Genomic DNA, 21,932 nt, shown 5'->3' on the forward strand with positions numbered 1-21,932 from the left:
CAGGGGGACGGGGGACGGGGGACGGCTCAGGGCCGCCAGCGGAACCAGCGGAGCGCGGCCACGACGGCCACGGCGCCCCACACGGTGAGCACGAGCAGGGGGACGGGCGACCAGGCCCCGTCCAGGAGGGCGGCGCGCAGGGCCGTGCCCAGCGCGCCGGAGGGGAGCAGGTCCACGCCGGGCACCCGGGCGGGGAACACCGTGCCGCCGACGGCGCCGAACAGCACCCACAGCAGGTTGGCGACGGCGAGGGTCGCCTCCGGCCGGGCCGTGCCGGCGAGCAGCAATCCCAGGGCCGTGAAGGCGGCGGCCCCCAGCGCCAGGGCGGCGAGGGCCGGCAGGATCCCCTCGGGGTCCGGGCGCCAGCCGAGCGCCAGGCCGACGCCGCCGATCACGCTCACCTGCACCAGCAGGAGGGCCACCACCGCCAGGGCCTTGCCGGCGACGAGGCCGAGCGTGCCCAGCGGGGTGGTGGCCAGGGCGGCGAGCACGTCGTAGCGACGCTCGAAGCCCGTGGCGATCGCGGTGGCCGTGAACGCGGAGCTGATCACGGCCAGGGCGAGCACGCCGGGCACGGCCACGTCCAGGCCCGAGCGGCCGGGGGCGTCCAGCAGGCCGGTGACGTGCACGCCCACGAGCGCGAGCAGGGGCAACACCACGGTGACGAGGAGCTGCTCGCCGTTGCGCAGCGCGGTGCCGGTCTCATAGCCGGCCTGACGCAGGACGCGGGCGGCCAGCGGGGCGGCGCCCGCGTGGGCTCCGGTGCCGGCCGGGGCGCGGTGGTCGACGACGGGCGTGCTCATGCGGCGGTCTCCCGGAGGATCTGCTCGAGGCGCAGTCCGGCGCGCTCGAATCGGGTGGGCATCAGGGCGTGCTCCCGCCAGCTCGCCGCGAGGACGGCCAAGTCGTCCGGGCCGCGGACGCCGGCCACGCGCAGGCGGGCGGACTCGTCGAGGCCGGCCGCACGCAGCGGCGCGGGCAGGGTGTCGGCCCAGGCGCGGACGGCGTCGGGGGAGGCGTCGCCGAAGTCCACGTCGACGACGTCGCCCTCGGCCACGCGTGTGAGCTCGGCCAGCGGGCCGGAGCGGACCACGCGACCGGCGCGCAGGATGGCGACGTCGTCCGCGAGCCGCTCGGCGTCGTCGAGCAGGTGCGTGGTCAGCAGCACGGCGGCGCCGCGGTCGGTCTGTTCCCGCACGACGTCGTGCACGACGGGTCGGGTCTCCGGGTCGAGGCCCGCGGTGGGCTCGTCGAGGAACAGCATGTCCGGCCGGCCGACCAGGGCGGCCGCGAGCGCGACGCGCTGGCGCTGGCCGCCGGAGAGGCGGCGCAGGGGGCGACCGGCGACGTCGGCGATCAGCAGGCGCTCCAGCAGGGGCTCGACGGGCAGCGGGTCGCGGTACAGGGACGCCACGTGGCCGATGAAGCGGCGGGCGGGGATCGCGGGCGGCAGGCCGCCCTCCTGCCACATCACGCCGATGCGGGCGCGCAGGTCGGCGGAGGCCCGCCACGGGTCTGCGCCGAACACGCGCACGGTGCCGGCGTCGGGCCGGTCCATGCCGTGGCAGAGGCCGAGGGTGGTGGACTTGCCGGCCCCGTTGGGGCCGAGCAGCACCGTGACGGCGCCGGCACGGGCGGTGAGGTCGACGCCCCGCAGGACGGGGGTGCGGGACCGGCCGCGGCCGAGGCTCCGGTGGACGTCGCTCAGGCGCAGGACGGGCTCGTCGCGCGGCACGGGATCCGGGGTCAGGGGAGGTCGGGGCACTGTGTCAGTCTAGTCCTCGGGACCGGCGCCCCCGGCTCGTGGGGCCGGGGGCGCCCGGTCTGACGCGGGTTCCGCCGCGGGCGTCATCAAGCCAGGCGATCCTCACTTGAACCGTTCCAGATCAATAGGTCATGATGGCGTGGTGTATTCGGATCAGTCTGCGTCGCCCCCCGCTCCGGCCCCGGCCGAGGGCACGCGCGAGCGTGTGCTGCAGCTGGTCCTGACGCGTGGACCCGTGAGCGCGGCCGAGATCGGTCGCGAGCTGGAGCTGACCGCCGCCGCCGTGCGCCGCCACCTGGACGCGCTCGAGGAGGACTCGCTCGTCGAGGTCAAGCGGGTCACCGCGGCCCGCGGCGCGGGACGGCCCTCCCGCCGCTACGTGGTCACCTCGCACGCGCAGGAGCACCTGCCCAAGGACCACCTCGCCGTCGCCCTGGACACCCTGGCCCGCCTCGAGCAGCTCGGCGGGGAGGAGGAGGTGCGCCGCGCCGCGCGCCACGCCTTCCGTGAGATCGAGGAGCGCTTCACGGCCGCCGTCGGCGGCCGGGAGACCGCGCTCCAGGAGCGCACCCGGATCCTCGCGCGGGTCCTCGACGAGGCCGGCTACGCCGGCACGCTGCGCCACTTCGGCGCGGGCCTGGCGCCCACCCTCCGCGCGGACCAGGTCTGCCAGGGGCACTGCCCGTTCCAGGGAATTCCCGCCCGCCATCCGGAGTTCTGTGAAGAGGAGACCGCGCTGTTCGCCCGCCTGCTCGAGGTGGACGTGCGCCGGCTCTCGACCCTCGCCGCCGGTGCCCACGTGTGCACCACACATGTGCCGCTGGGCCGCGACTGAGCCGCGCGGGCCTCGCCCCGGCTCCCGCCGACCACCCGACCGACCCCGACCGCAGTGACTAGTGAGAGAGGCTGAGATGACCGACCAGATCGTCCAGCGGGACTCCGCGGAGACCGCCGACCCCGGCGTGATCCAGGAGATCCTCGACAAGAACCCCGAGCTCAACGCCATCGGCGCCTACCAGTACGGCTGGGCCGACTCCGACGCGGCCGGCGAGAAGGCCGTGCGTGGTCTGAACGAGGACGTCGTGCGCGACATCTCCGGCAAGAAGGACGAGCCGGAGTGGATGCGCAACCTGCGCCTCAAGGCCCTCAAGTACTTCGAGCGCAAGCCGATGCCGGCGTGGGGCCCGGACCTGTCGGGCATCGACTTCGACAACATCAAGTACTTCGTGCGCTCCACCGAGGGCCAGGCCAAGACCTGGGAGGACCTGCCCGAGGACATCCGCAACACCTACGAGCGCCTGGGCATCCCCGAGGCCGAGCGCGAGCGTCTCGTGGCCGGCGTCGCCGCCCAGTACGAGTCCGAGGTCGTCTACCACCAGATCCGCGAGGACCTGGAGGAGCAGGGCGTCGTGTTCCTCGACACCGACACCGCGCTCAAGGAGCACCCGGAGATCTTCGAGGAGTACTTCGGCACCGTGATCCCGGTCGGCGACAACAAGTTCGCCTCCCTGAACACGGCCGTGTGGTCCGGCGGCTCCTTCGTGTACGTGCCCAAGGGCGTGCACGTGGAGATCCCGCTGCAGGCCTACTTCCGCATCAACACGGAGAACATGGGCCAGTTCGAGCGGACGCTGATCATCGCGGACGAGGACTCGTACGTGCACTACATCGAGGGCTGCACCGCCCCGATCTACCAGTCCGACTCGCTGCACTCGGCCGTCGTCGAGATCGTGGTGAAGAAGAACGCCCGCGTGCGCTACACCACCATCCAGAACTGGTCCACGAACGTGTACAACCTCGTGACCAAGCGCGCCGTGGTCGAGGCCGGCGGCACCATGGAGTGGATCGACGGCAACATCGGCTCCAAGGTGACCATGAAGTACCCGGCGGTGTACCTGACCGGCGAGCACGCCACCGGCGAGACCCTCTCCGTCGCGTTCGCGGGCAAGGACCAGCACCAGGACACCGGCTCCAAGATGGTGCACATGGCCCCGCACACGAACTCCTCGATCGTGTCCAAGTCCGTGGCCCGCAGCGGCGGCCGCGCCGCCTATCGCGGCCTGGTGCAGATCGCCGAGGGCGCGAACGGCTCCGCCAACTCGGTGGTGTGCGACGCCCTGCTCGTGGACACGGTCTCCCGCTCCGACACGTACCCGTACATCGACATCCGCGAGGACGACGTGACCCTCGGCCACGAGGCCACCGTCTCGAAGGTGTCCGAGGAGCAGCTCTTCTACCTCATGAGCCGCGGCATGTCCGAGGACGAGGCCATGGCCATGATCGTGCGCGGCTTCATCGAGCCGATCGCCCGCGAGCTGCCCATGGAGTACGCGCTCGAGCTCAACAAGCTGATCGAACTGCAGATGGAAGGATCGGTGGGCTGACATGACCGACACCGTGGAGAACACCCAGCGGACCATGATCCCGGGCATGGGCGAGGAGGGCGAGAAGCTCACCGTCGCACAGAACTCGGCCGCCCGGGCCGGGGGCCGGGAGCGCAATGCCGCGGGCTCGCGCGCCGATCGCCTCAGCTCCTTCGAGCTGTCCGACTTCCCCGTGCTCACGGGGCGCGAGGAGGACTGGCGCTTCACCCCGCTCAAGCGCCTGGGCGGGCTGCACCTGCCCGAGGGCGACGACGCGCGCCTGACCGGTGCCGCGCCCGCCGTGACCGTGGCCGAGCAGGCCGGCGTCACGGTGGAGACCGTGACCCGCGACGACGCCCGCGTCGGCTCCGTCCTGACCCCGGACGACCGCGTGTCCGCCGCGGCCTGGAACTCGGTCTCCGAGGCCACCGTCGTGACGATCTCCGGTGAGGTCGCCGAGCCGGTGCGCATCGACGTCGTCGGCTCCTCCGCCGACCCGGCCGCGATGCACCTGACCGTGCTCGTGGAGGAGAACGCGCAGGCCGACGTCGTGATCGCCCACCGCGGCACCGCCGTGCTGGCCCAGAACGTCGAGTTCGACGTGCGCCGCGACGCCCGCCTGAACGTCGTCGCGCTGCAGGCCTGGGAGGGCGATGCCGTGCACGTCTCGGCCCAGCAGGCCTCGGTCGCCACGAACGCGCACTTCAAGCACGTGGCCGTGTCCTACGGCGGCGGCGTGGTGCGGCTGACCCCGACCGCGCGGTTCGCCGCGGAGCGCGGCGAGGCCGAGATGTACGGCCTGTACTTCGCCGACGCCGGTCAGCACCTCGAGAACCGCCTGTTCGTGGACCACAACCAGCCGGACTGCGTCTCGAACGTGCTCTACAAGGGCGCCCTGCAGGGCACGGACGCGCGCACCGTGTGGGTGGGCGATGTGCTGATCCGCAAGGAGGCCGAGGGCACGGACACGTACGAGAAGAACCAGAACCTGCTGCTTTCCGACGGGGCGCGCGCGGACTCGGTGCCGAACCTGGAGATCGAGACCGGCGTGATCGAGGGCGCGGGCCACGCGTCCGCGACCGGCCGCTTCGACGAGACCCAGCTGTTCTACCTGATGGCCCGCGGCATCTCCGAGACCGAGGCCCGCCGCCTGATCGTGCGCGGCTTCCTCAACGAGATCATCCAGAAGATCGGCATCGGCGACGTCGAGGACGAGCTGACCGCCGTCATGGAGGACGAGCTCCGCATCGCGCAGCTCTGACCGACGCCCCGCAGACCCCACCGCCTTCCACCCGAGGAGAACCACCATGGCAACCCTGCAGATCACCGACCTGCACGTGCAGATCGCGACCGAGAACGGCCCCAAGGAGATCCTGAAGGGCCTCTCCCTGACCATCGAGACGGGCGAGACCCACGCGATCATGGGCCCGAACGGCTCCGGCAAGTCCACCCTGGCCTCGACCATCGCCGGCCACCCGCGCTACGAGGTCACCTCCGGCTCCATCACCCTCGACGGCGAGGACGTGCTGGAGATGAGCGTCGACGAGCGCGCGCAGGCCGGCCTCTTCCTGGCCATGCAGTACCCCGTGGAGATCCCGGGCGTCACCATGACCAACTTCCTGCGCACCGCCAAGACCGCGCTCGACGGCCAGGCCCCCTCGCTGCGCACCTGGACCAAGGACGTCAAGGGCGCCTTCGAGGCCCTGCAGATCGACCCGGCGTTCATGAACCGCAACGTCAACGAGGGCTTCTCCGGCGGCGAGAAGAAGCGCGCCGAGATCCTCCAGCTCGAGCTGTTCAAGCCCAAGTTCGCGATCCTCGACGAGACCGACTCCGGCCTCGACGTCGACGCGCTGCGCATCGTCTCCGAGGGCGTCAACCGCGCCCAGGCGCAGAACGAGATGGGCACCCTGCTGATCACCCACTACACGCGGATCCTCAACTACATCAAGCCGGACCACGTGCACGTGCTGGTGGACGGCCGCGTCGCCGAGTCCGGCGGCCCGGAGCTCGCCGAGCAGCTCGAGGCCGAGGGCTACGCCCGCTTCGAGAAGGCCGCGGCGGGGGCCTGAGATGACGGAGACCACGAACCAGGCGCCCACGGAGGACATCCGTGAGGCCCTCAAGGACGTCATCGACCCGGAGCTGGGCGTCAACGTCGTGGACCTGGGCCTGCTCTACGGGCTGCACTACGCCGACGACGGCGCGCTGCTCGTGGACATGACCCTGACCACCGCGGCCTGCCCGCTCACGGACGAGATCGAGGACCAGGTCTCCCGCGCGATCGGCACCATGGTGGACGAGTGGCGGCTGAACTGGGTCTGGATGCCCCCGTGGGGCCCCGAGCGGATCACCGAGGACGGCCGCGACCAGATGCGCGCCCTCGGCTTCAACATCTGATCCGGCCCGGACGACGACGGCGGCCCGTCACCTTCTGCGCGAAGGTGACGGGCCGCCGTCGTGGTGGGGGAGTGCGGACGGGCCCGCAGGCGCCCCGGGGCTCCCGGCTCAGATGTCCAGGGAGGAGGCCCGGAACGTGTCGCACTGACGGATGTCCGGCTCCTGCTGGGAGCTCTGGTAGCCGCGCATGAACCAGGCCATGCGCTGCTCGGAGGTGCCGTGCGTGAACGCCTCGGGGTCCACCCGACCGGTGTGGGTGGACTGGATGCGGTCATCGCCCACGGCGGAGGCCGCGTCGATGGCCTGGCGCAGCTGGTCCTGCGAGATCGGCTTCAGGAACGACTCACCGGACTCGGGGTCCACGGTGGAGGCCGCGTGCCCGGCCCACATGCCGGCGAAGCAGTCGGCCTGCAGCTCCGCGCGCACGGCGCCGGAGGTGGGGCCGGTGGTCCCGTCCTTGGAGTGCTGCAGGTAGCCGGTGACCTGCTGGACGTGGTGGCCGTACTCGTGCGCCACGATGTACTCCTCCGCCAGCGGCCCGCCCTCGGCGCCGAAGTCGGTCTGCAGCGTCTCGAAGAACGCGGTGTCGAAGTACATGGACTCGTCCGCCGGGCAGTAGAACGGGCCCGTGGCCGAGGAGGCGCTGCCGCAGCCGGTGCTCACGCCGCCCTGGAACAGGGTCAGCTGCGGCTGGCGCCACTGGATGTCCGAGAACTGCGCCAGGTACTCGCCCCAGAACTCGTCCGCAGCCTCGGTGGTCGCGATGACGCGGCAGTCCGTGTTCTGGTTGGCGTCCGCACCGCTGGCGCACTCCTCGTCCGAGAGGGGCTGGCCCTGGCCGCCCGAGCCCGTCTGCTGCTGGTACTGGCTCTGGCCGACGGACCCGCCGCCCGTGTCGATCCCGAGCTGCTCGGCCAGCCCGGGGGCGAAGATCGCGAGCAGCAACGCGAGCAGGCCGCCGCCACCGCCGATGGCGATGCCCCGGCCCCCCAGCCCGCCGCCACCGCCCGATCGGGCCCGGCCGGCGTCGATCTGCACGTTCTCGTTGAAGCTCATGGGGCCAGAGTGTAGACGGACTAGACTGGCCCGGCACCGCACTGGCCCCCGCCCGTCGAGATCGGCCGGGCCCCGCCGGTGCACCCCTGTTCTTCCCTCGACCCCTGGAGTCTGACACCCCCATGCTGACCGTCACCGATGTCGAACTGCGCGTGGGCGCCCGTCTCCTCATGGACGAGGTGAACTTCCGCGTGGACAAGGGGGACAAGGTCGGCCTCGTGGGGCGCAACGGCGCCGGCAAGACGACGCTGACCAAGGTCCTGGCCGGCGGCGGGCAGCCCACGGCGGGCACCGTGACCCGGACCGGTCGCATCGGCTACCTGCCCCAGGACCCCAAGGTCGAGGACATGGACCAGTCCGGTCGTGACCGCATCCTCTCCGCCCGCGACCTGGACCAGACCATCCGCCGCATGCGCGAGGCCGAGGCCGGGATGGCCGCCGTCGACGACGCCGAGCGGGAGCGGGCGATGAACCGCTACTCCCGCCTGGAGGCGGAGTTCGAGGCCCGCGGCGGCTACGCGGCCGAGTCCGAGGCCGCCCGGATCACGTCCAACCTCGGCCTGCCGGACCGCGTCCTGGACCAGCCGCTGCACACCCTCTCCGGCGGCCAGCGCCGCCGCGTGGAGCTCGCCCGCATCCTCTTCTCCGACGCGGACATACTGCTGCTGGACGAGCCCACCAACCACCTCGACCACGACTCGATCGTGTGGCTGCGCGACTACCTGAAGACCTACTCCGGCGGCCTCCTGATGATCTCGCACGACGTCGAGCTCATGGAGATGACCGTGAACAAGGTCCTCTACCTGGACGCGAACCGGCAGACCATGGACGTCTACAACATGACGTGGAAGAACTACCTCGCCCAGCGCCAGCAGGACGAGGCGCGCCGCCGCCGGGAGTTCGCCAACGCGGAGAAGAAGGCCTCAGCCCTCATGGCCCAGGCCGAGAAGATGCGCGCCAAGGCGACCAAGGCCACCGCCGCGCAGAACATGATCAAGCGCGCCGAGCGGCTCATGCGCGGCGTCGAGGGCGAGCGCGCGGTCGACCGCGTGGCCGCGATCCGCTTCCCCACCCCGCAGGCCTCCGGCAAGACGCCGCTGCGCGCCAAGAACCTCTCCAAGTTCTACGGCTCGCTCGAGATCTTCACGGGAGTGGACCTGGCGATCGACCGCGGCTCGCGCGTGGTGATCCTGGGCTACAACGGCGCCGGCAAGACGACGCTGCTGCGCATGCTCGCCCGGGAGGAGACCCCGGACACCGGCGAGGTCCAGGCGGGCCACGGGCTCAAGCTGGGCTACTTCGCCCAGGAGCACGACACCCTGGACCAGGACGCGTCCGTCCTGGAGAACATGCGCCACGCCGCCCCGCAGCTCGGCGACACCCAGGCGCGCACGCTGCTCGGCTCGTTCCTCTTCCAGGGCGACGACGTCGACAAGCCCGCCCGCGTCCTCTCCGGCGGCGAGAAGACCCGCCTGGCGCTGGCCACGCTCGTGGCCTCGAGTGCGAACGTGCTGCTGCTGGACGAGCCCACGAACAACCTCGACCCCGCCAGCCGCGAGGAGATCCTGAACGCGCTGCACCAGTACGAGGGTGCCGTGGTGCTCGTGACCCACGACGAGGGCGCCGTCGAGGCGCTCGACCCCGAGCGCGTGGTGCTGCTGCCGGACGGGGTCGAGGACCTCTGGAACGACGACTACAGGGACCTCATCACCCTCGCCTGAGTGCGCGGGCCGCCGAGGCGGAGGGCGGGCTCAGTCGAAGAGCGCGTCCTCGGCCTCCTCGTCCGTGAGCCGCCCGTCGCGTCGCCGGACCGGCTTGGCGCGGGGGACCCGGTGCGCGGAGAGCAGCCCGTCGTCCGCGGCGTCGTCGAGGGCGTCGGCCCGGTCGTTGCGGGCGCGCATCCACGCGGAGTACCCCCACACCCCGAAGCCCATGGCCGCGAACAGGTACCACTGGATCGCGTAGGACAGGTGCGGGCCCTCGTCGAGGGTGGGCTCGACGAGCTTCTGCGGCATCGGCTCCACCGCCGGGTCCTCCGTGACCATGATCCCGTAGGCCGTCCCGGCCACGGGCCCGCCCACGGTGTCGGCGATCTCGGCGAGGTCGATCGAGGGCACCTGACCGTCCGGGGCGTCGCGGTCCAGGGCCGGCTCCCCGGGCTTGACCCGCACCACGACCTCGGCGTGGCCGGTGGGCGGGGTCGGCACGGCGTCCGGACGCCCCGGGCTGTTGCCCACCGGGAGCCAGCCGCGGTCCACCACGACGACGGGGCCCTCGTCCGTCCGGAACGGCACGAGCACCTCGTAGCCGGGCTGGCCGGCCCGGGGGCGGTTGCGGACGATGAGCGTCTCGTCGACGAGGTACTCGCCGGTCAGTGTCACGGGCGTCCACTCGTCCTCGGTCTGGAACGCGGTGAACAGCCGCGAGGCCTCGGCGAACGGGACCGGGTCGTCGTCGTAGTTCTCCAGGACGCGGTTGACGCGGTGCTGGACCTCCACGCGGCGGTCCCACTGCCACTGGGCGAGCGCGTGGCACAGGAACGCGAAGAGGACGCACACCACGAAGCCGAGGATCCACGGGCCGGTGGCGAGGAAGCCGAAGCGCAGGGGCGGCAGGCGTTCGGCGTCGCGGGCGTTCGGGGCCGTCATGGGGGCGGGGGTGCTCATGGGCGCGGGGGCTCCTGCGGGGTCTCGGGCGTGTCGACCTCGGGCGCCTGCGTGGCGGCCGGGTCGAGCGGGCGGGAGCGCCGCAGGAAGCCGCGGGCGCTCAGGAAGTCGTCCAGGAAGGGCCGATGGTCCGCGCAGGCCAGCCAGGTCTTCACGCGGTCCGGGGCGTGGACGCGCGGGTTGTTCCACTCCAGGGCCCAGGCGGCCTCCGCGGCGCAGCCGCGACGCGAGCAGACCGGCCGCTCGGGCCCGTCCGCGGCGGCGTGCGGGGATCGGGCAGTGGAGGCACCGGCGGCGGGGTCGAGGCGGCCGGACGCCAGGGCGCCCAGCAGGTCCATGCCCGGCTCACCCGGGACCGCGCCGATCACGCGGCGCCCCGTCCGGGCAGGCCGGGACCGCCGGCGGACGAGGACCCTCGGCCCAGCGCCCGGGGCGCACGGTCGCGCGGGTCGTCCACGAGGTCGCCGGTGAGCACGATCGGCTCGGGCGCCGCCGCGTCGTCGGGGCGGGGGGTCAGGGCCGGTCCCTGGGCGGGCACGGCACGCAGGGTGCCGGCCTGCTGCGGGCCGGTGTTGTTCACGCGCACGACGGCGACGTAGGGCAGCACGACCGCGCCGAGGATGAACCCGAGCTGCCACCAGCCGTGGGTGAAGAGCGCGGCGACGAAGCAGGCGGTGCGGACCAGCATCTGGACCAGGTAGACCCTCATGCGCGCCTCCCGGTCCGCGCTGCGGCCGGCGGCGGCGGTGGTGACCCCCTGGACCTCCGGTGTCGCCCCGCGCCCGGCGTGGGCGGGACGGCCGGCTCGGGAGCCGGCGGCGGAGCTGGTCATGGCGCATCCTCCTGGCACGTCGCGCCCTGCGGAGGGCCCCCGCGCGGCCGCGGACGTAGAGTGGTGGTTCACATGCCGGCGCGCCCGCCGTCGGCGGCGTCCCGCAGGACGGCGTCGACGGCACCGCGCCGGTGCTCCAGTCTAGTCCCGTCCCGTCCGGAAGGTGTTCCCATGGCCGATCAGACCACCACGCCCGCAGCGGACGCGCAGGCCGCCGGCCGCAGCGTCCTCGTCACGGGGGGCAATCGCGGCATCGGCCTGGCCATCGCCCGGGCGTTCGCCGCGAACGGCGACCGGGTGGCCATCACCTCCCGCTCGGGGGAGGGGCCGGAGGGGGTCCTCGCGGTCCGGGCCGACGTGACGGACGCGGCCTCCGTGGACGCGGCCTTCCGCGAGGTCGAGGAGGCCCACGGCCCGGTCGAGGTGCTCGTGGCCAACGCCGGCATCACCCACGACCAGCTGCTGCTGCGCATGTCCGAGGACGACTTCACCTCGGTGATCGACACGAACCTCACCGGCGCCTTCCGCGTGGTGCAGCGCGCCACCAAGGGCATGATGCGCCTGAAGCGCGGCCGCATCGTCCTGGTCTCCTCCGTGGTGGGCCTGCTCGGCTCGCCCGGCCAGGTCAACTACGCCGCCTCCAAGTCCGGCCTCGTCGGGATGGCCCGCTCGATCACGCGCGAGCTCGGCGCGCGCGGCGTGACCGCGAACGTCGTGGCCCCCGGCTACATCGACACCGAGATGACGCAGTCCCTCGACGACGAGCTCAAGGCCCAGTACAAGACGTCCATCCCGGCCGGCCGCTTCGCGGCCCCGGAGGAGGTGGCCGGCGTCGTGCGCTGGCTGGCCTCGGACGAGGCCGCGTACATCTCCGGGGCCGTGATCCCCGTGGACGGCGGCCTGGGCATGGGCCACTGACGACCACCGACCGCTGAGCAGACAGGAAGCACAGAACATGACCGAGCAGGACCTGGCCGGACGCGGCGTCGTCGTCACCGGCTCCTCCCGCGGCATCGGAGCCGCCACCGCCGAGCTGCTGGCCGCCCGCGGCGCGGGCGTCGTGGTGAACTACCGCCAGAAGGCGCCGCGCGCGAACAAGGTGGTGCAGAAGATCGAGGAGGCCGGCGGACGCGCCGTGGCCGTGGGCGGCGACGTGACCGTCGCCGAGGACCGGGCCGCGCTGCTGGACGCCGCCGTGGAGCACTTCGGCTCGCTGGACGTGCTGGTGCTCAACGCCTCGGGCGGCATGGAGTCCCAGTTCGGCGAGGACTACGCCCTGAAGCTCAACCGTGACGCCCAGGCCGCGCTGGCCGACGCCGCGCTCGAGCGCATGGACGGCGGCGGGCAGATCGTGTTCGTGACCTCCCACCAGGCGCACTTCATCGACGAGGTCGCCACGATGGACTCCTACGAGCCCGTGGCCCGCTCCAAGCGCGCCGGCGAGGACGCCCTGCGTGAGCGCATCCCCGCGTTCACGGAGAAGGGCGTGGGCTTCGTGGTGGTCTCCGGCGACATGATCGAGGGCACCATCACCGCCACCCTGCTCAACCGCGCCGAGCCCGGTGCCATCGAGGCCCGCCGCGAGGCCGCCGGCAGGCTCTACTCCGTGGAGGAGTTCGCCGCCGAGATCGCCTCCCTCGTGGGCCGCGACGACCTCGAGGTCGGCCACACCGAGCTCGTGGGCGGCGCCGAGGACTTCCTCCAGCAGAGCTGAACCGCACCACACCCCTGACGACGAGGGCCGGATCCGTGGGATCCGGCCCTTGTGACATCCCGGTGCGGGCGCCTCAGAGACCGAGGAGCCACCGCAGAGGGGTGAAGGAGGGCACGTCGACGACGACGTCCGCGTGCTCCCGGAGGATCGGCTTCGCGCACAGGGCCACGCCGCAGCCGGCCGCCTCGAGCAGGTCGATGTCGTTGGCGCCGTCGCCCACACCCACGGCCTGCTCGGGGGTGAGCCCCGCGTCCTCGGCCCAGGCGCGCAGCATGGCGGCCTTCGCCGCGCGGTCCACGACGTCGCCGAGCACCTTCCCGGTCAGGTGCCCGTCCCGGACCTCGAGCTCGTTGGCGCAGTAGGCGTGCACGCCCCACGCCTCGGCCAGCGGGGCGAGCACCTGCGTGAAGCCGCCCGAGACGGCGCACACCCGGCCGCCGGCCGCGGTGACGGCCTCGATCAGCGCGAGGGCTCCGTCGGTGGGCCGGATGGCCCGCACCACGTCCGCCACGACGCCCACGGGCAGCCCCGCGAGCGCCTCGACGCGCGCGTGCAGCGAGGCGGTGAAGTCGAGCTCGCCGCGCATCGCCCGCTCCGTCACCTCGGCGACCTCGGCCTCGCGGCCGGCGTGGGCGGCGAGCAGCTCGATGACCTCCTGCCGGATCAGCGTGGAGTCCACGTCCGTCACCACGAGGGGCGCCGGTGCGGCGGCGACCGTCGCCGGCAGCGTGAGCACGTCCCACCCGGAGCCCGGCTCCGGGGCCGCCGCCCACTCGTCCGCGGCGAAGCGCCAGCCCAGCAGGCCGTCGTCGATGAGCCGCTCGGCGCCGTCGGGCACGCCGACCGGGGGCGCGTCCGTGACGAGGAGGGCGGGGTCGGCGGTGACGACGAGGCGGCGCAGGGTGCTCATGCGCGGCATCCTAGGCGGGGGTGCGGGCGCGGCCGGGCGTGCGTCGCATCGGCGACGCGCCCGCTCACCGGACTAGGCTGGCCCCCATGACCACCCCCGCGCCTCCCGACGACTGGTTCCTCCCGGATGAGGACGCCGTGCTGCAGATGCGCCGCGTGCGCGTGCGCCGCGGCACGACCGACATCCTCGGCCCCCTGGACTGGACGGTCCGCGCGGGGCAGCGGTGGATCGTGATGGGCCCGAACGGCGCCGGCAAGTCGACGCTGCTCCAGCTGGCCGCGGCCCGCCTGCACCCGACCGCCGGCGACGTCGGCGTGCTGGACGAGGTGCTCGGCGCCGTCGACGTGTTCGAGCTGCGCCCGCGCATCGGCCTGTCCTCCGCCCAGCTCGCCGCCCAGGTGCCCGCGAACGAGACCGTGCAGGACGCCGTCGTCACCGCCGCCTACGGGATCACCGGCACGTGGCGCGAGCGGTACGAGACGGAGGATCGCGCCCGCGCGCTCGGCCTCGTGGCGACCTGGGGGCTCTCCCGCCTCGCGCACCGCGCGTTCGGCACCCTCTCCGACGGGGAGCGCAAGCGCGTGCTCATCGCCCGCGCCCTGATGACCGACCCCGAGCTGCTCCTGCTGGACGAGCCCGCCGCGGGCCTGGACCTCGCCGGGCGGGAGGACCTCGTGCGTCAGCTGACGGCGCTCGCCACGGACGAGGACGCGCCCGCGCTGGTCCTCGTCACGCACCACCTCGAGGAGGTGCCCCCGGGCTTCACGCATGCGCTGCTGCTGCGGGACGGCGGCGTCGTGGCGGCCGGGCCCATCGAGTCGACGCTCACCGAGGAGCACCTCTCCGCGGCGTTCGGCACGGACCTGAAGGTGACCCGCACCGGCGGTCGGTACACCGCCGTGGCTCGGTGACGGGGCTGCTGACCGCGCAGCTGCTGGGCATGGACCTGTGGCAGGTCCTGCTCGTGCTGCTCGCGGGGTTCTGGGCCGGCACGATCAACTCGGTGATCGGCTCGGGCACGCTCGTCACCTTCCCCACGCTCGTGGCGGTCGGCTTCCCGCCCGTGACAGCCCAGGTCTCCAATGCGATGGGCCTGGTGGCCTCGGGCTTCTCCGGCACGTACGGGTACCGCCGCGAGCTGGCCCAGTCCCGGGTGCTCCTGCCGAAGCTGACCGTCGCGTCGCTGCTCGGCGGGGTCATCGGCGCCGCCCTGCTCACCACGCTGCCCCCGGCCGTGTTCGGCTACGTCGCGCCGGTGCTGCTCGTGGTGGCCCTGACGGTCGTCGTGCTGCAGCCGCGCATCCAGAGGTGGGTCCGGCGTCGGGCGGAGGACCACGGGCCGACCCCCGGCGCGGACTCTCCCGTGCCGGAGGGCCCCGTGACCCCGACGCTGTGGACGCTCGTGTTCCTGACCGGCATCTACGGCGGCTACTTCGTGGCGGCCCAGGGCGTCATGCTCATGGCCATCTTCGGCGTGCTGCTGGTGGGCGGCACCCTCGTGCACGCCAACGCGGTGAAGACGTGGCTGTCGCTGGTGGTCAACCTCACCGCCGCCGCGTTCTACCTGGTCTTCGCCTTCGACCGCATCGACTGGCGGGCCGTCCTGTTGATCGCGCTCTCCTCGCTCGTGGGCGGGCTCGTGGGCGCGCGGATCGGGCGGCGCATCTCGCCCACGGCGCTGCGCGTCACCATCGTGATCGTGGGCCTGGCCGGGCTGGTGGTCATGGTGATGCGGCAGGTCTCGGGTGGGTGAGGGCGGGGCCCGCGAGGTGCGCCTGGAGCGGATCGAGGACCTCGCCGACCCCCGCCTGGCCCCCTACACGACCATGACGGACGCGGCACTGCGCCGTCGCGTCGACGCGGAGCACGGCGTCTTCCTCGCCGAGTCCTCCCAGGTGGTCCGCCGCGCGCTGGACGCCGGACACACCCCGCGCTCCTTCCTGCTGGGGGACCGCTACCGCGGGTCCTTCGCGGACGTGCTCGCCGCCCATCCGGACGTCCCGGTCTTCACCGGACCCGACGACGTGCTCGAGGCCCTCACCGGGTTCCACCTGCACCGCGGCGCCCTGGCCGCGATGGACCGCCCGGCACCCTGGCCGGTCGCCGAGGTCCTCGCGGGCGCCCGGCGCGTGCTCATCGCCGAGGACCTCGTGGACCACACGAACCTGGGCGCCGTGGTGCGCTCCGCCGTCGCCCTCGGCTGGGACGCGCTGCTGCTCACCCCGCAGGCCGCCGACCCGCTGTACCGGCGCGCCATCCGCGTCTCGATGGGCACGGTGTTCCGCCTGCCGTGGGCGCGCCTGCCCGGTCCGGTCGCCGCGTCGCTGCCCGCGCTGCGGGCGGCCGGGTTCGCGGTGGCCGCCCTCGAGGTGACGGAGCGGGCGGTGGGCCTGGACTCCGCTCGGATCGAGCCGCTGCGGACCGCCGAGCGCCTGGCCCTCGTCCTCGGCCAGGAGGGGCCGGGGGTCCGGCCCGAGACCCTCGCCCAGACCGACGCCGACGTCGTCATCCCCATGCCCGCCGGCGTCGACTCGCTGAACGTGGCCGCGGCCGCGGCGGTCGCGCTGTGGGAGCTGCGCGCGCGCTGACCGGCCCGGGTGCGGTAGAGTGGGCGGCTGGCCCGCCGTCCGGCGGACCCCCTGACCACACCTCTCGCGCCCCTGGTCCCAATCAGGTGGCTGAAACGAAGGATGCACCATGAAGTCTGAGATCCACCCGGATTACCGCTACGTCATCTTCAACGACCTCGCCTCCGGTGAGAAGATCCTCACCCGCACCACCGCGAACTCCGAGAAGACCGCGGAGTGGAGCGATGGCAACACCTACCCGGTGATCGACGTCGAGATCTCGGCCGCCTCGCACCCGTTCTACACGGGCAAGCAGCGCATCATGGACACCGCCGGCCGCGTCGAGCGCTTCAACGCCCGCTTCAAGGGCTTCGGCGGCAAGAAGTGACCGCGGCGGCCTGAGCCGCACGCACAGCACGACGACGGGCCCCGCGCCCCCGGAGGGATCCGGGCGGTGCGGGGCCCGTCGCGTCGCCCGTAGGCTGACGGGCATGACGACTCTCCACGGTGAATACAAGGTGATCGGCGGCAAGCTGGTCGCGGCGGACCTGACCCTCGCGGACGGCCGGATCGCGACCGCCAGCATCAACGGCGACTTCTTCCTCGAGCCGGACGAGGCGCTCGAGGACCTCAACGCGGCGGTCACCGGGCTGTCCGCGGACGCCGAGCACCGCGTCATCCGGGAGGCCGTCGAGCGGGGTCTGCGACCCGAGGCCGAGCTGTTCGGCGTGGACGCCTTCGCGGTCGCCTCGGCCGTGCGTCGCGCCCTCGGCAAGGCGACCACGTGGGGGGACCACGAGTGGGAGGTCATCGGGCCGGAGCCGATGCCGATCGCGCTGACCGTGGCCCTGGACGAGGTGCTCACCCGACAGGTGGCCGAGGGACGTCGCAAGCCGACCATGCGTCTGTGGCAGTGGAACGAGCCGGCCGTGGTGATCGGCGCCTTCCAGTCGCTGGCCAACGAGGTGGACCCAGAGGGGGCGCGGCGGCACGGCATCAACGTGGTGCGGCGGATCTCCGGCGGCGGCGCGATGTTCATGGAGGCGGACAACTGCGTCACGTACTCGCTGCACGTGCCGTCGTCGCTGGTCGACGGGCTGGAGACGGCGGAGACCTACCCGTTCCTGGACGAGTGGACCATGGACGCGCTTTCCCGACTCGGCGTGCACGCGTTCTACCAGCCGCTCAACGACATCGCCACGGAGCAGGGGAAGATCGGCGGCGCCGCGCAGAAGCGGGTGGGCACGGCCGGGCTCCTGCACCACGTGACGATGAGCTACGACATCGACGCGGACAAGATGCTCGAGGTGCTGCGCATCGGCCGGGAGAAGCTGCGCGGCAAGGGGGTGGCCTCGGCGAAGAAGCGCGTGGATCCGCTCCGCCGCCAGACCGGCGTCTCCCGCGCGGAGATCTGGGAGACCATGATGACCGCCTTCCAGGAGCGCTACGGCGCCCGCCGCGTCGAGCTGGACGAGGCCACCCGCGAGGAGGCCGAGCAGCTGGCTCGCACCAAGTTCACGACCCCGGAGTGGACGGCGCGGGTGCCCTGAGCCACCGGGGTCACGACACGCCGCCTCGCCCGAGGGGAGGCGGCGTGTCGTGACCACTCTGCGCGGGAGGGCTTACCGCTCAGCCCGCCGACTGCACCGCCTGCACGCGCAGGGACCGCCGCAGGGCGTCCGTGTGCTCCACGACCAGGCGCCGCAGGGCCCCCGGGGCGTCGGGGTGCTCGTCCAGCCAGCGCTGGGCCGCGGCCAGCGTCGGGTGCGACTCCTGCGCGCCGGCGCCGCCGGCCACCGCGTCCTGGCGGCCCGGGAACAGCCCGCCGATCGCGCGCGAGGCCAGCCCGTTGGAGCGCGAGGCCCACACCGAGGTCAGGCGCGGCCAGAAGCCGGACTCGTAGGGCGCGAGCAGCGCCACGTCGCCCGCGGCGAAGCCGGCCGCCGTGGCCGAGAGCAGGTCGTTGGACAGCTCCGTGCCGGTGGCCGTGCGGCCGGACATGACCGCCTCCCATGCCGCGGCCTTGACCTCGGCCTCGGGGCGGGCAGCCGCGGCGAGGCGGTGCCACGTGACCGTCTGGGCGGTGCGGCCGGCCTCGAGCTCCGCGTCCAGGCGGTCCTGGTCGGCCCGGCCGGTCGCGGCGAGGGCCTGGAGCACGAGCCAGCGCAGCTCCGCGTCGACCGCCACGCCCGGCGCCGACGTCGCCGTGTCCTCGCCGAGCAGGGCGGCCTCGAGGGCCGCGGCCATCCCGACGTCGGCCCGCGCCAGCGTCGCCCACGTGCGGGCCGCGGTGCGCTGGCGGTCGGAGCCGGCCTCGAGCGCCCGGGTCTGTTCGGCCAGCACCTCGCCCACCAGGGTGCGCAGAGCGTCCCGGTCCTCGGCGCGGGCGTACTGGCCCACGGCCGCGGCGGCCTGCGCCAGCACCTGCGCGTGCACGCCCACGGTCGCGATCCGCGCGGACAGCGTCGCGACCGCGTCGAGGAACCGGGCGACCGGCAGCTCGCCGTCGCGGGTCATCGACCACAGGGCGGCCCACACGGTGGCCTCCGCGAGCGGGTCCGCGATGGGGTGCGTCAGGGCCGCGCGCAGCGAGCCCGCGTCGAGCGCGACGGCGGCGTAGGTGAGGTCCTTGTCGTTGGGCAGCACGAGGCGGACGCCCCCGGGGACCTCGAGGTCCGGCAGGGGCACGGCCGCGCCCTCCGCCCCACCCGGCACGTCGGCGGTGACCTGGGCGGTGCGGCGCAGGACGCCGTCCTGCCCGGGCGTGAAGACGCCGACCTTCAGCACGTGCGGGCGGAGGATCGGCCCGCCCGTGACCGGGTCCGCGCCCTCCTGACGCAGCACCGGGGCGTCGCCGTCGACGTCGACCCGCAGCCGGGGCACTCCGGAGGTGTGCAGCCACGCGTCCGCCCACGCGCGCATGTCCCGCCCCGAGGCGGCCTCGAGGACCGCCATGAAGTCGGCGAGGGAGGCGTTGCCCCACGCGTGGGCGGCGAAGTAGCGGTGTGCGGCGTCGAGGAACGCGTCACGGCCCACGTAGGCGGCCAGCTGCTTGAGCACGGAGGCGCCCTTGGCGTAGGTGATGCCGTCGAAGTTCTGACGGGCGGCCTCGAGGTCGACGATGTCCGCGACGATGGGGTGCGTCGTCGGCATCTGGTCCTGCACGTACGCCCAGGCCTTGCGGCGGGACGCGAAGGTCACCCACGCGGTCCGGAAGTCGGTGGCCTCGTCCACGCCGAGGGCGCCCATGTAGTCCGCGAACGACTCCTTGAGCCACAGGTCGTCCCACCAGTGCATCGTCACGAGGTCGCCGAACCACATGTGCGCCATCTCGTGGAGGATCACGTTGGCCCGGCCCTCGTACTGGACCGCGGTGGCCCGCGAGGTGAACACGAAGTCCTCGGTGAAGGTCACGAGGCCCGGGTTCTCCATGGCGCCGAGGTTGTACTCGGGCACGAACGCCTGGTCGTACTTGCCCCACGGGTACGCGACGCCGAAGAGGTCGTGGAAGAACGTCAGCCCCCGCTTCGTCACGTCGAACACGGCCTCGGGGTCGAACGCGTCGGCCATCGTGCGCCGGGTGAACAGCCGCAGCGGCACGGCCTGCGCGCCGCTGGCCGGGTGACCGTCCCAGGCGCCCTCCCACTGCGCATAGGGGCCGGCGAGCAGCGTCGTGATGTAGGTGGACTGGGGGAGCGTCGGGGCGAACTCCACCCGGACGACACCGTCCCCGGCCGGCATCCGGGACACCTCCGGTCGGTTCGAGGCCAGCACCCAGTCCTCAGGTCCGGTGAGGGAGAAGGTGAAGGCGGCCTTGAGGTCCGGCTGCTCGAAGTCCGGGAACACGCGGCGCGCGTCGGCGGGCTCGTACTGGGTGTAGAGGTAGACCTCGCCGTCGGCGGGGTCCGTGAAGCGGTGCAGGCCCTCGCCCGACCGGGAGTACACGGACCGGCCGACCAGCTCGACCACGTTCTGCGCCGCCAGGTCGGGCAGCAGCACCCGGGCCTCGCCCACGACCTCGGCCACGTCCAGCGCCGTGCCGTTGAGGGTCACCGACTCCACACCCCCGTGGATCCAGTCCAGGTGGGTCTGCGCGCCCGGCTCGGCGCACGCGAAGCGGATCACGGTGCGGACCGGATAGGTGTCGGTCGCGGCGTCCCGGGCGTCGGAGAGGTCCACGTCCACGACGTAGTCCTGCACCGTGAGCAGGCGGGAGCGGTCTGCGGCCTCAGCGCGGGTGACGTTGGTGGCGTCGAGGTCGGGGGTGGTGTCGGTCAAGGCGAGCCTCCGGTCGGGGATCCAGCGGGGACGGCGACGCGCGGACACACCGGGGCGTGCCCGCGCGTCGGCGGTGGTCCGGGACCGGCGGCCCGGGGCCGCGTCAGTGCGGCGTCGGGACGGGCTGGCCCTTGGAGAGCACCGTCAGGCCGGATTCTGTCACGGTGTAGCCGTTCGCCTCGTCCTCCGCCCGGTCGAAGCCGATGCGCGCGCCCGGGGGCACGACCACGTTCTTGTCCAGGATCGCGTTGCGCACGTGGGCCCCCTCGCCGATCACCACGGAGTCCAGCAGCACCGACTGCTCCACCCACGCCTCGTTCTGCACGCGCACGTCCGTGGAGAGCACGGATTGGGCCACGGTGCCGCCGGAGATGACCACGCCCTGGGAGAGGATCGAGTCGTTCGCCGAGCCGGGGCGGCGGGTGGACGAGCGCACGAGCTTGGCCGGCGGGGAGACGGACTGGCGGGTGTAGAGCGGCCACTCCCGGTTGTAGAGGTTGAACTCCGGCCACGGCTGCACCAGGTCCATGTGCGCGTCGTAGTAGGAGTCCAGGGTGCCGACGTCCCGCCAGTAGTGCTTGCCGGCCGTGCCCCCGGGCACCTCGTTGGCGGTGAAGTCGTACACCCCGGCCTCACCGCGCTCCACGAACAGCGGGATGATGTCCCCGCCCATGTCGTTGTTCGACTCCGGGTTCTCCTCGTCCTGGTTCAGCGCCGCCACGAGAGCGTCCGTGTCGAACACGTAGTTGCCCATCGAGGCCAGGAACTGCGTGGGGTCGTCGGGCAGGCCGGGGGTCGTCTCCGGCTTCTCCACGAAGGCCGAGATCCGCGTCCTGTCCTGCGGGTCCGTCTCGATCACCCCGAACGAGGAGGCCAGCTCGAGCGGCTGGCGCACCGCGGCCACGGTCGCCTTGGCGCCCGAGGCGATGTGCTGGTCCACCATCTGCTGGAAGTCCATGTGGTAGACGTGGTCCGCGCCGATGACGACGACGATGTCCGGCCGTGCGTCGTGGATCAGGTTCATGGACTGGTAAATGGCGTTCGCGCTGCCCGTGAACCAGTCCTTGCCCCGGCGCTGCTGCGCCGGCACGGAGGCCACGTAGTTGTTCAGCAGCGTGGACATCCGCCACGTCTCGGAGATGTGGCGGTCCAGCGAGTGCGACTTGTACTGCGTCAGCACGACGATCTCGCGGTACCGGCTGTTGACCAGGTTGGACAGCGCGAAGTCGATGAGGCGGTACGTGCCGCCGAACGGGACGGCCGGCTTGGCACGGTCGGCCGTCAGCGGCATCAGGCGCTTGCCCTCACCGCCCGCCAGCACGACCGAGAGGACCTTCTTCTGCACCATCTGCGTCACTCCTCGTGAGCCGGGTCGTCGCGA

General features: G+C 73.0%; 22 protein-coding genes. 13 read left to right on the top strand and 9 right to left on the bottom strand.

The genetic code is table 11. The features are described 5' to 3' along the window. Nucleotides 1–26 precede the first annotated feature (26 nt). Together AC3RKA_RS05600 and AC3RKA_RS05605 are read right to left on the bottom strand one after the other, a co-directional pair. Nucleotides 27–803 carry an ABC transporter permease gene (locus AC3RKA_RS05600; RefSeq protein WP_336264812.1) on the bottom strand — a complete coding sequence of 259 codons (777 nt, stop codon included), beginning with the start codon at nt 801–803 and terminating at the stop codon, nt 27–29. Then, nucleotides 800–1,765 (bottom strand): ABC transporter ATP-binding protein, encoded by a 966-nt coding sequence (locus AC3RKA_RS05605; RefSeq protein ID WP_223246403.1) that lies wholly within the window; start codon nt 1,763–1,765, stop codon nt 800–802. Before AC3RKA_RS05605 ends, AC3RKA_RS05600 begins: the two co-directional genes overlap by 4 nt. Before the next feature lie 142 nt (nt 1,766–1,907). Between AC3RKA_RS05605 and AC3RKA_RS05610 the strand changes: the two genes are divergently transcribed. From AC3RKA_RS05610 to AC3RKA_RS05630, 5 genes are all read left to right on the top strand, one after another. Beyond that, nucleotides 1,908–2,600 carry a helix-turn-helix transcriptional regulator gene (locus tag AC3RKA_RS05610; protein ID WP_489727603.1) on the top strand — a complete coding sequence of 231 codons (693 nt, stop codon included), beginning with the start codon at nt 1,908–1,910 and terminating at the stop codon, nt 2,598–2,600. Between the two features lie 76 nt (nt 2,601–2,676). Beyond that, nucleotides 2,677–4,149, top strand: coding sequence for a Fe-S cluster assembly protein SufB (sufB, locus tag AC3RKA_RS05615; RefSeq protein ID WP_049158418.1), 1,473 nt, complete (start codon nt 2,677–2,679; stop codon nt 4,147–4,149). Between the two features lies 1 nt (nt 4,150). Next, on the top strand, nt 4,151–5,389 hold the full coding sequence (gene sufD, locus AC3RKA_RS05620) for a Fe-S cluster assembly protein SufD (RefSeq protein WP_336264810.1): 1,239 nt from the start codon (nt 4,151–4,153) through the stop codon (nt 5,387–5,389). A 46-nt stretch (nt 5,390–5,435) separates the two neighbouring features. Next, on the top strand, nt 5,436–6,200 hold the full coding sequence (sufC, locus tag AC3RKA_RS05625; RefSeq protein WP_010078702.1) for a Fe-S cluster assembly ATPase SufC: 765 nt from the start codon (nt 5,436–5,438) through the stop codon (nt 6,198–6,200). Nucleotide 6,201: 1 nt separating this feature from the next. Continuing rightward, entirely contained in the window at nt 6,202–6,528 is a 327-nt protein-coding gene (locus tag AC3RKA_RS05630; protein WP_002855327.1) for a metal-sulfur cluster assembly factor, read from the top strand. Nucleotides 6,529–6,636: 108 nt separating this feature from the next. Here AC3RKA_RS05630 and ypfJ read toward each other — a convergent pair whose 3' ends face one another. Further along, complete coding sequence (ypfJ, locus tag AC3RKA_RS05635; RefSeq protein ID WP_036334441.1) at nt 6,637–7,584, bottom strand: KPN_02809 family neutral zinc metallopeptidase; 948 nt, start codon at nt 7,582–7,584, stop codon at nt 6,637–6,639. Nucleotides 7,585–7,706: 122 nt separating this feature from the next. Between ypfJ and abc-f the strand changes: the two genes are divergently transcribed. Continuing rightward, a complete protein-coding gene (gene abc-f / locus AC3RKA_RS05640; RefSeq protein ID WP_489726973.1) occupies nt 7,707–9,305 on the top strand; it encodes a ribosomal protection-like ABC-F family protein in 1,599 nt (532 codons plus the stop codon). Between the two features lie 30 nt (nt 9,306–9,335). On the opposite strand, the gene AC3RKA_RS05645 is transcribed toward abc-f, so the two are convergent. From AC3RKA_RS05645 to AC3RKA_RS05655, 3 genes are read right to left on the bottom strand one after another with little or no spacing between them, the layout of a single operon-like run. Then, nucleotides 9,336–10,250: an SURF1 family cytochrome oxidase biogenesis protein gene (locus AC3RKA_RS05645; protein WP_336264688.1), complete on the bottom strand. Its 915-nt coding sequence runs from the start codon at nt 10,248–10,250 to the stop codon at nt 9,336–9,338. After that, entirely contained in the window at nt 10,247–10,618 is a 372-nt protein-coding gene (locus AC3RKA_RS05650) for a hypothetical protein (protein ID WP_206480455.1), read from the bottom strand. Before AC3RKA_RS05650 ends, AC3RKA_RS05645 begins: the two co-directional genes overlap by 4 nt. After that, nucleotides 10,615–11,082, bottom strand: coding sequence for a DUF3099 domain-containing protein (locus tag AC3RKA_RS05655; RefSeq protein WP_206396632.1), 468 nt, complete (start codon nt 11,080–11,082; stop codon nt 10,615–10,617). Before AC3RKA_RS05655 ends, AC3RKA_RS05650 begins: the two co-directional genes overlap by 4 nt. A gap of 171 nt (nt 11,083–11,253) precedes the next feature. Here AC3RKA_RS05655 and AC3RKA_RS05660 point away from each other — a divergent pair, with 171 nt between their 5' ends. Both AC3RKA_RS05660 and AC3RKA_RS05665 read left to right on the top strand, forming a co-directional pair. Next, nucleotides 11,254–12,000 carry a beta-ketoacyl-ACP reductase gene (locus tag AC3RKA_RS05660; RefSeq protein WP_002855336.1) on the top strand — a complete coding sequence of 249 codons (747 nt, stop codon included), beginning with the start codon at nt 11,254–11,256 and terminating at the stop codon, nt 11,998–12,000. A 37-nt stretch (nt 12,001–12,037) separates the two neighbouring features. Beyond that, on the top strand, nt 12,038–12,796 hold the full coding sequence (locus tag AC3RKA_RS05665; RefSeq protein WP_002855338.1) for an SDR family oxidoreductase: 759 nt from the start codon (nt 12,038–12,040) through the stop codon (nt 12,794–12,796). Nucleotides 12,797–12,869: 73 nt separating this feature from the next. Here the strand turns inward: AC3RKA_RS05665 and serB are convergent, their stop codons facing one another. After that, the gene (gene serB / locus AC3RKA_RS05670; protein WP_336264687.1) at nt 12,870–13,706 is read right to left on the bottom strand and encodes a phosphoserine phosphatase SerB; all 837 of its coding nucleotides are present in this window, start codon (nt 13,704–13,706) and stop codon (nt 12,870–12,872) included. Between the two features lie 86 nt (nt 13,707–13,792). On the opposite strand from serB, the gene AC3RKA_RS05675 reads away from it, so the two are divergent. From AC3RKA_RS05675 to lplB, 5 genes are all read left to right on the top strand, one after another. Further along, nucleotides 13,793–14,617, top strand: a complete 825-nt coding sequence (locus tag AC3RKA_RS05675; protein WP_052520061.1) for an ABC transporter ATP-binding protein — start codon at nt 13,793–13,795, stop codon at nt 14,615–14,617. Beyond that, nucleotides 14,614–15,459, top strand: coding sequence for a sulfite exporter TauE/SafE family protein (locus AC3RKA_RS05680; protein ID WP_336264686.1), 846 nt, complete (start codon nt 14,614–14,616; stop codon nt 15,457–15,459). Before AC3RKA_RS05675 ends, AC3RKA_RS05680 begins: the two co-directional genes overlap by 4 nt. Continuing rightward, the gene (locus tag AC3RKA_RS05685; protein ID WP_489726974.1) at nt 15,452–16,294 is read left to right on the top strand and encodes a TrmH family RNA methyltransferase; all 843 of its coding nucleotides are present in this window, start codon (nt 15,452–15,454) and stop codon (nt 16,292–16,294) included. The genes AC3RKA_RS05680 and AC3RKA_RS05685 overlap by 8 nt, the downstream gene beginning before the upstream one ends. Before the next feature lie 109 nt (nt 16,295–16,403). Continuing rightward, nucleotides 16,404–16,661 carry a type B 50S ribosomal protein L31 gene (locus tag AC3RKA_RS05690; protein WP_144824029.1) on the top strand — a complete coding sequence of 86 codons (258 nt, stop codon included), beginning with the start codon at nt 16,404–16,406 and terminating at the stop codon, nt 16,659–16,661. A gap of 103 nt (nt 16,662–16,764) precedes the next feature. Then, nucleotides 16,765–17,823, top strand: coding sequence for a lipoate-protein ligase small subunit (lplB, locus tag AC3RKA_RS05695; RefSeq protein ID WP_336264684.1), 1,059 nt, complete (start codon nt 16,765–16,767; stop codon nt 17,821–17,823). Between the two features lie 79 nt (nt 17,824–17,902). On the opposite strand, the gene pepN is transcribed toward lplB, so the two are convergent. Beyond that, nucleotides 17,903–20,551, bottom strand: a complete 2,649-nt coding sequence (gene pepN, locus AC3RKA_RS05700) for an aminopeptidase N (protein ID WP_336264683.1) — start codon at nt 20,549–20,551, stop codon at nt 17,903–17,905. Nucleotides 20,552–20,654: 103 nt separating this feature from the next. After that, nucleotides 20,655–21,899, bottom strand: coding sequence for a glucose-1-phosphate adenylyltransferase (gene glgC, locus AC3RKA_RS05705; RefSeq protein WP_063190062.1), 1,245 nt, complete (start codon nt 21,897–21,899; stop codon nt 20,655–20,657). Between the last annotated feature and the right edge of the window lie 33 nt (nt 21,900–21,932).

The organism is Micrococcus sp. iso_229 (genome assembly GCF_058072725.1).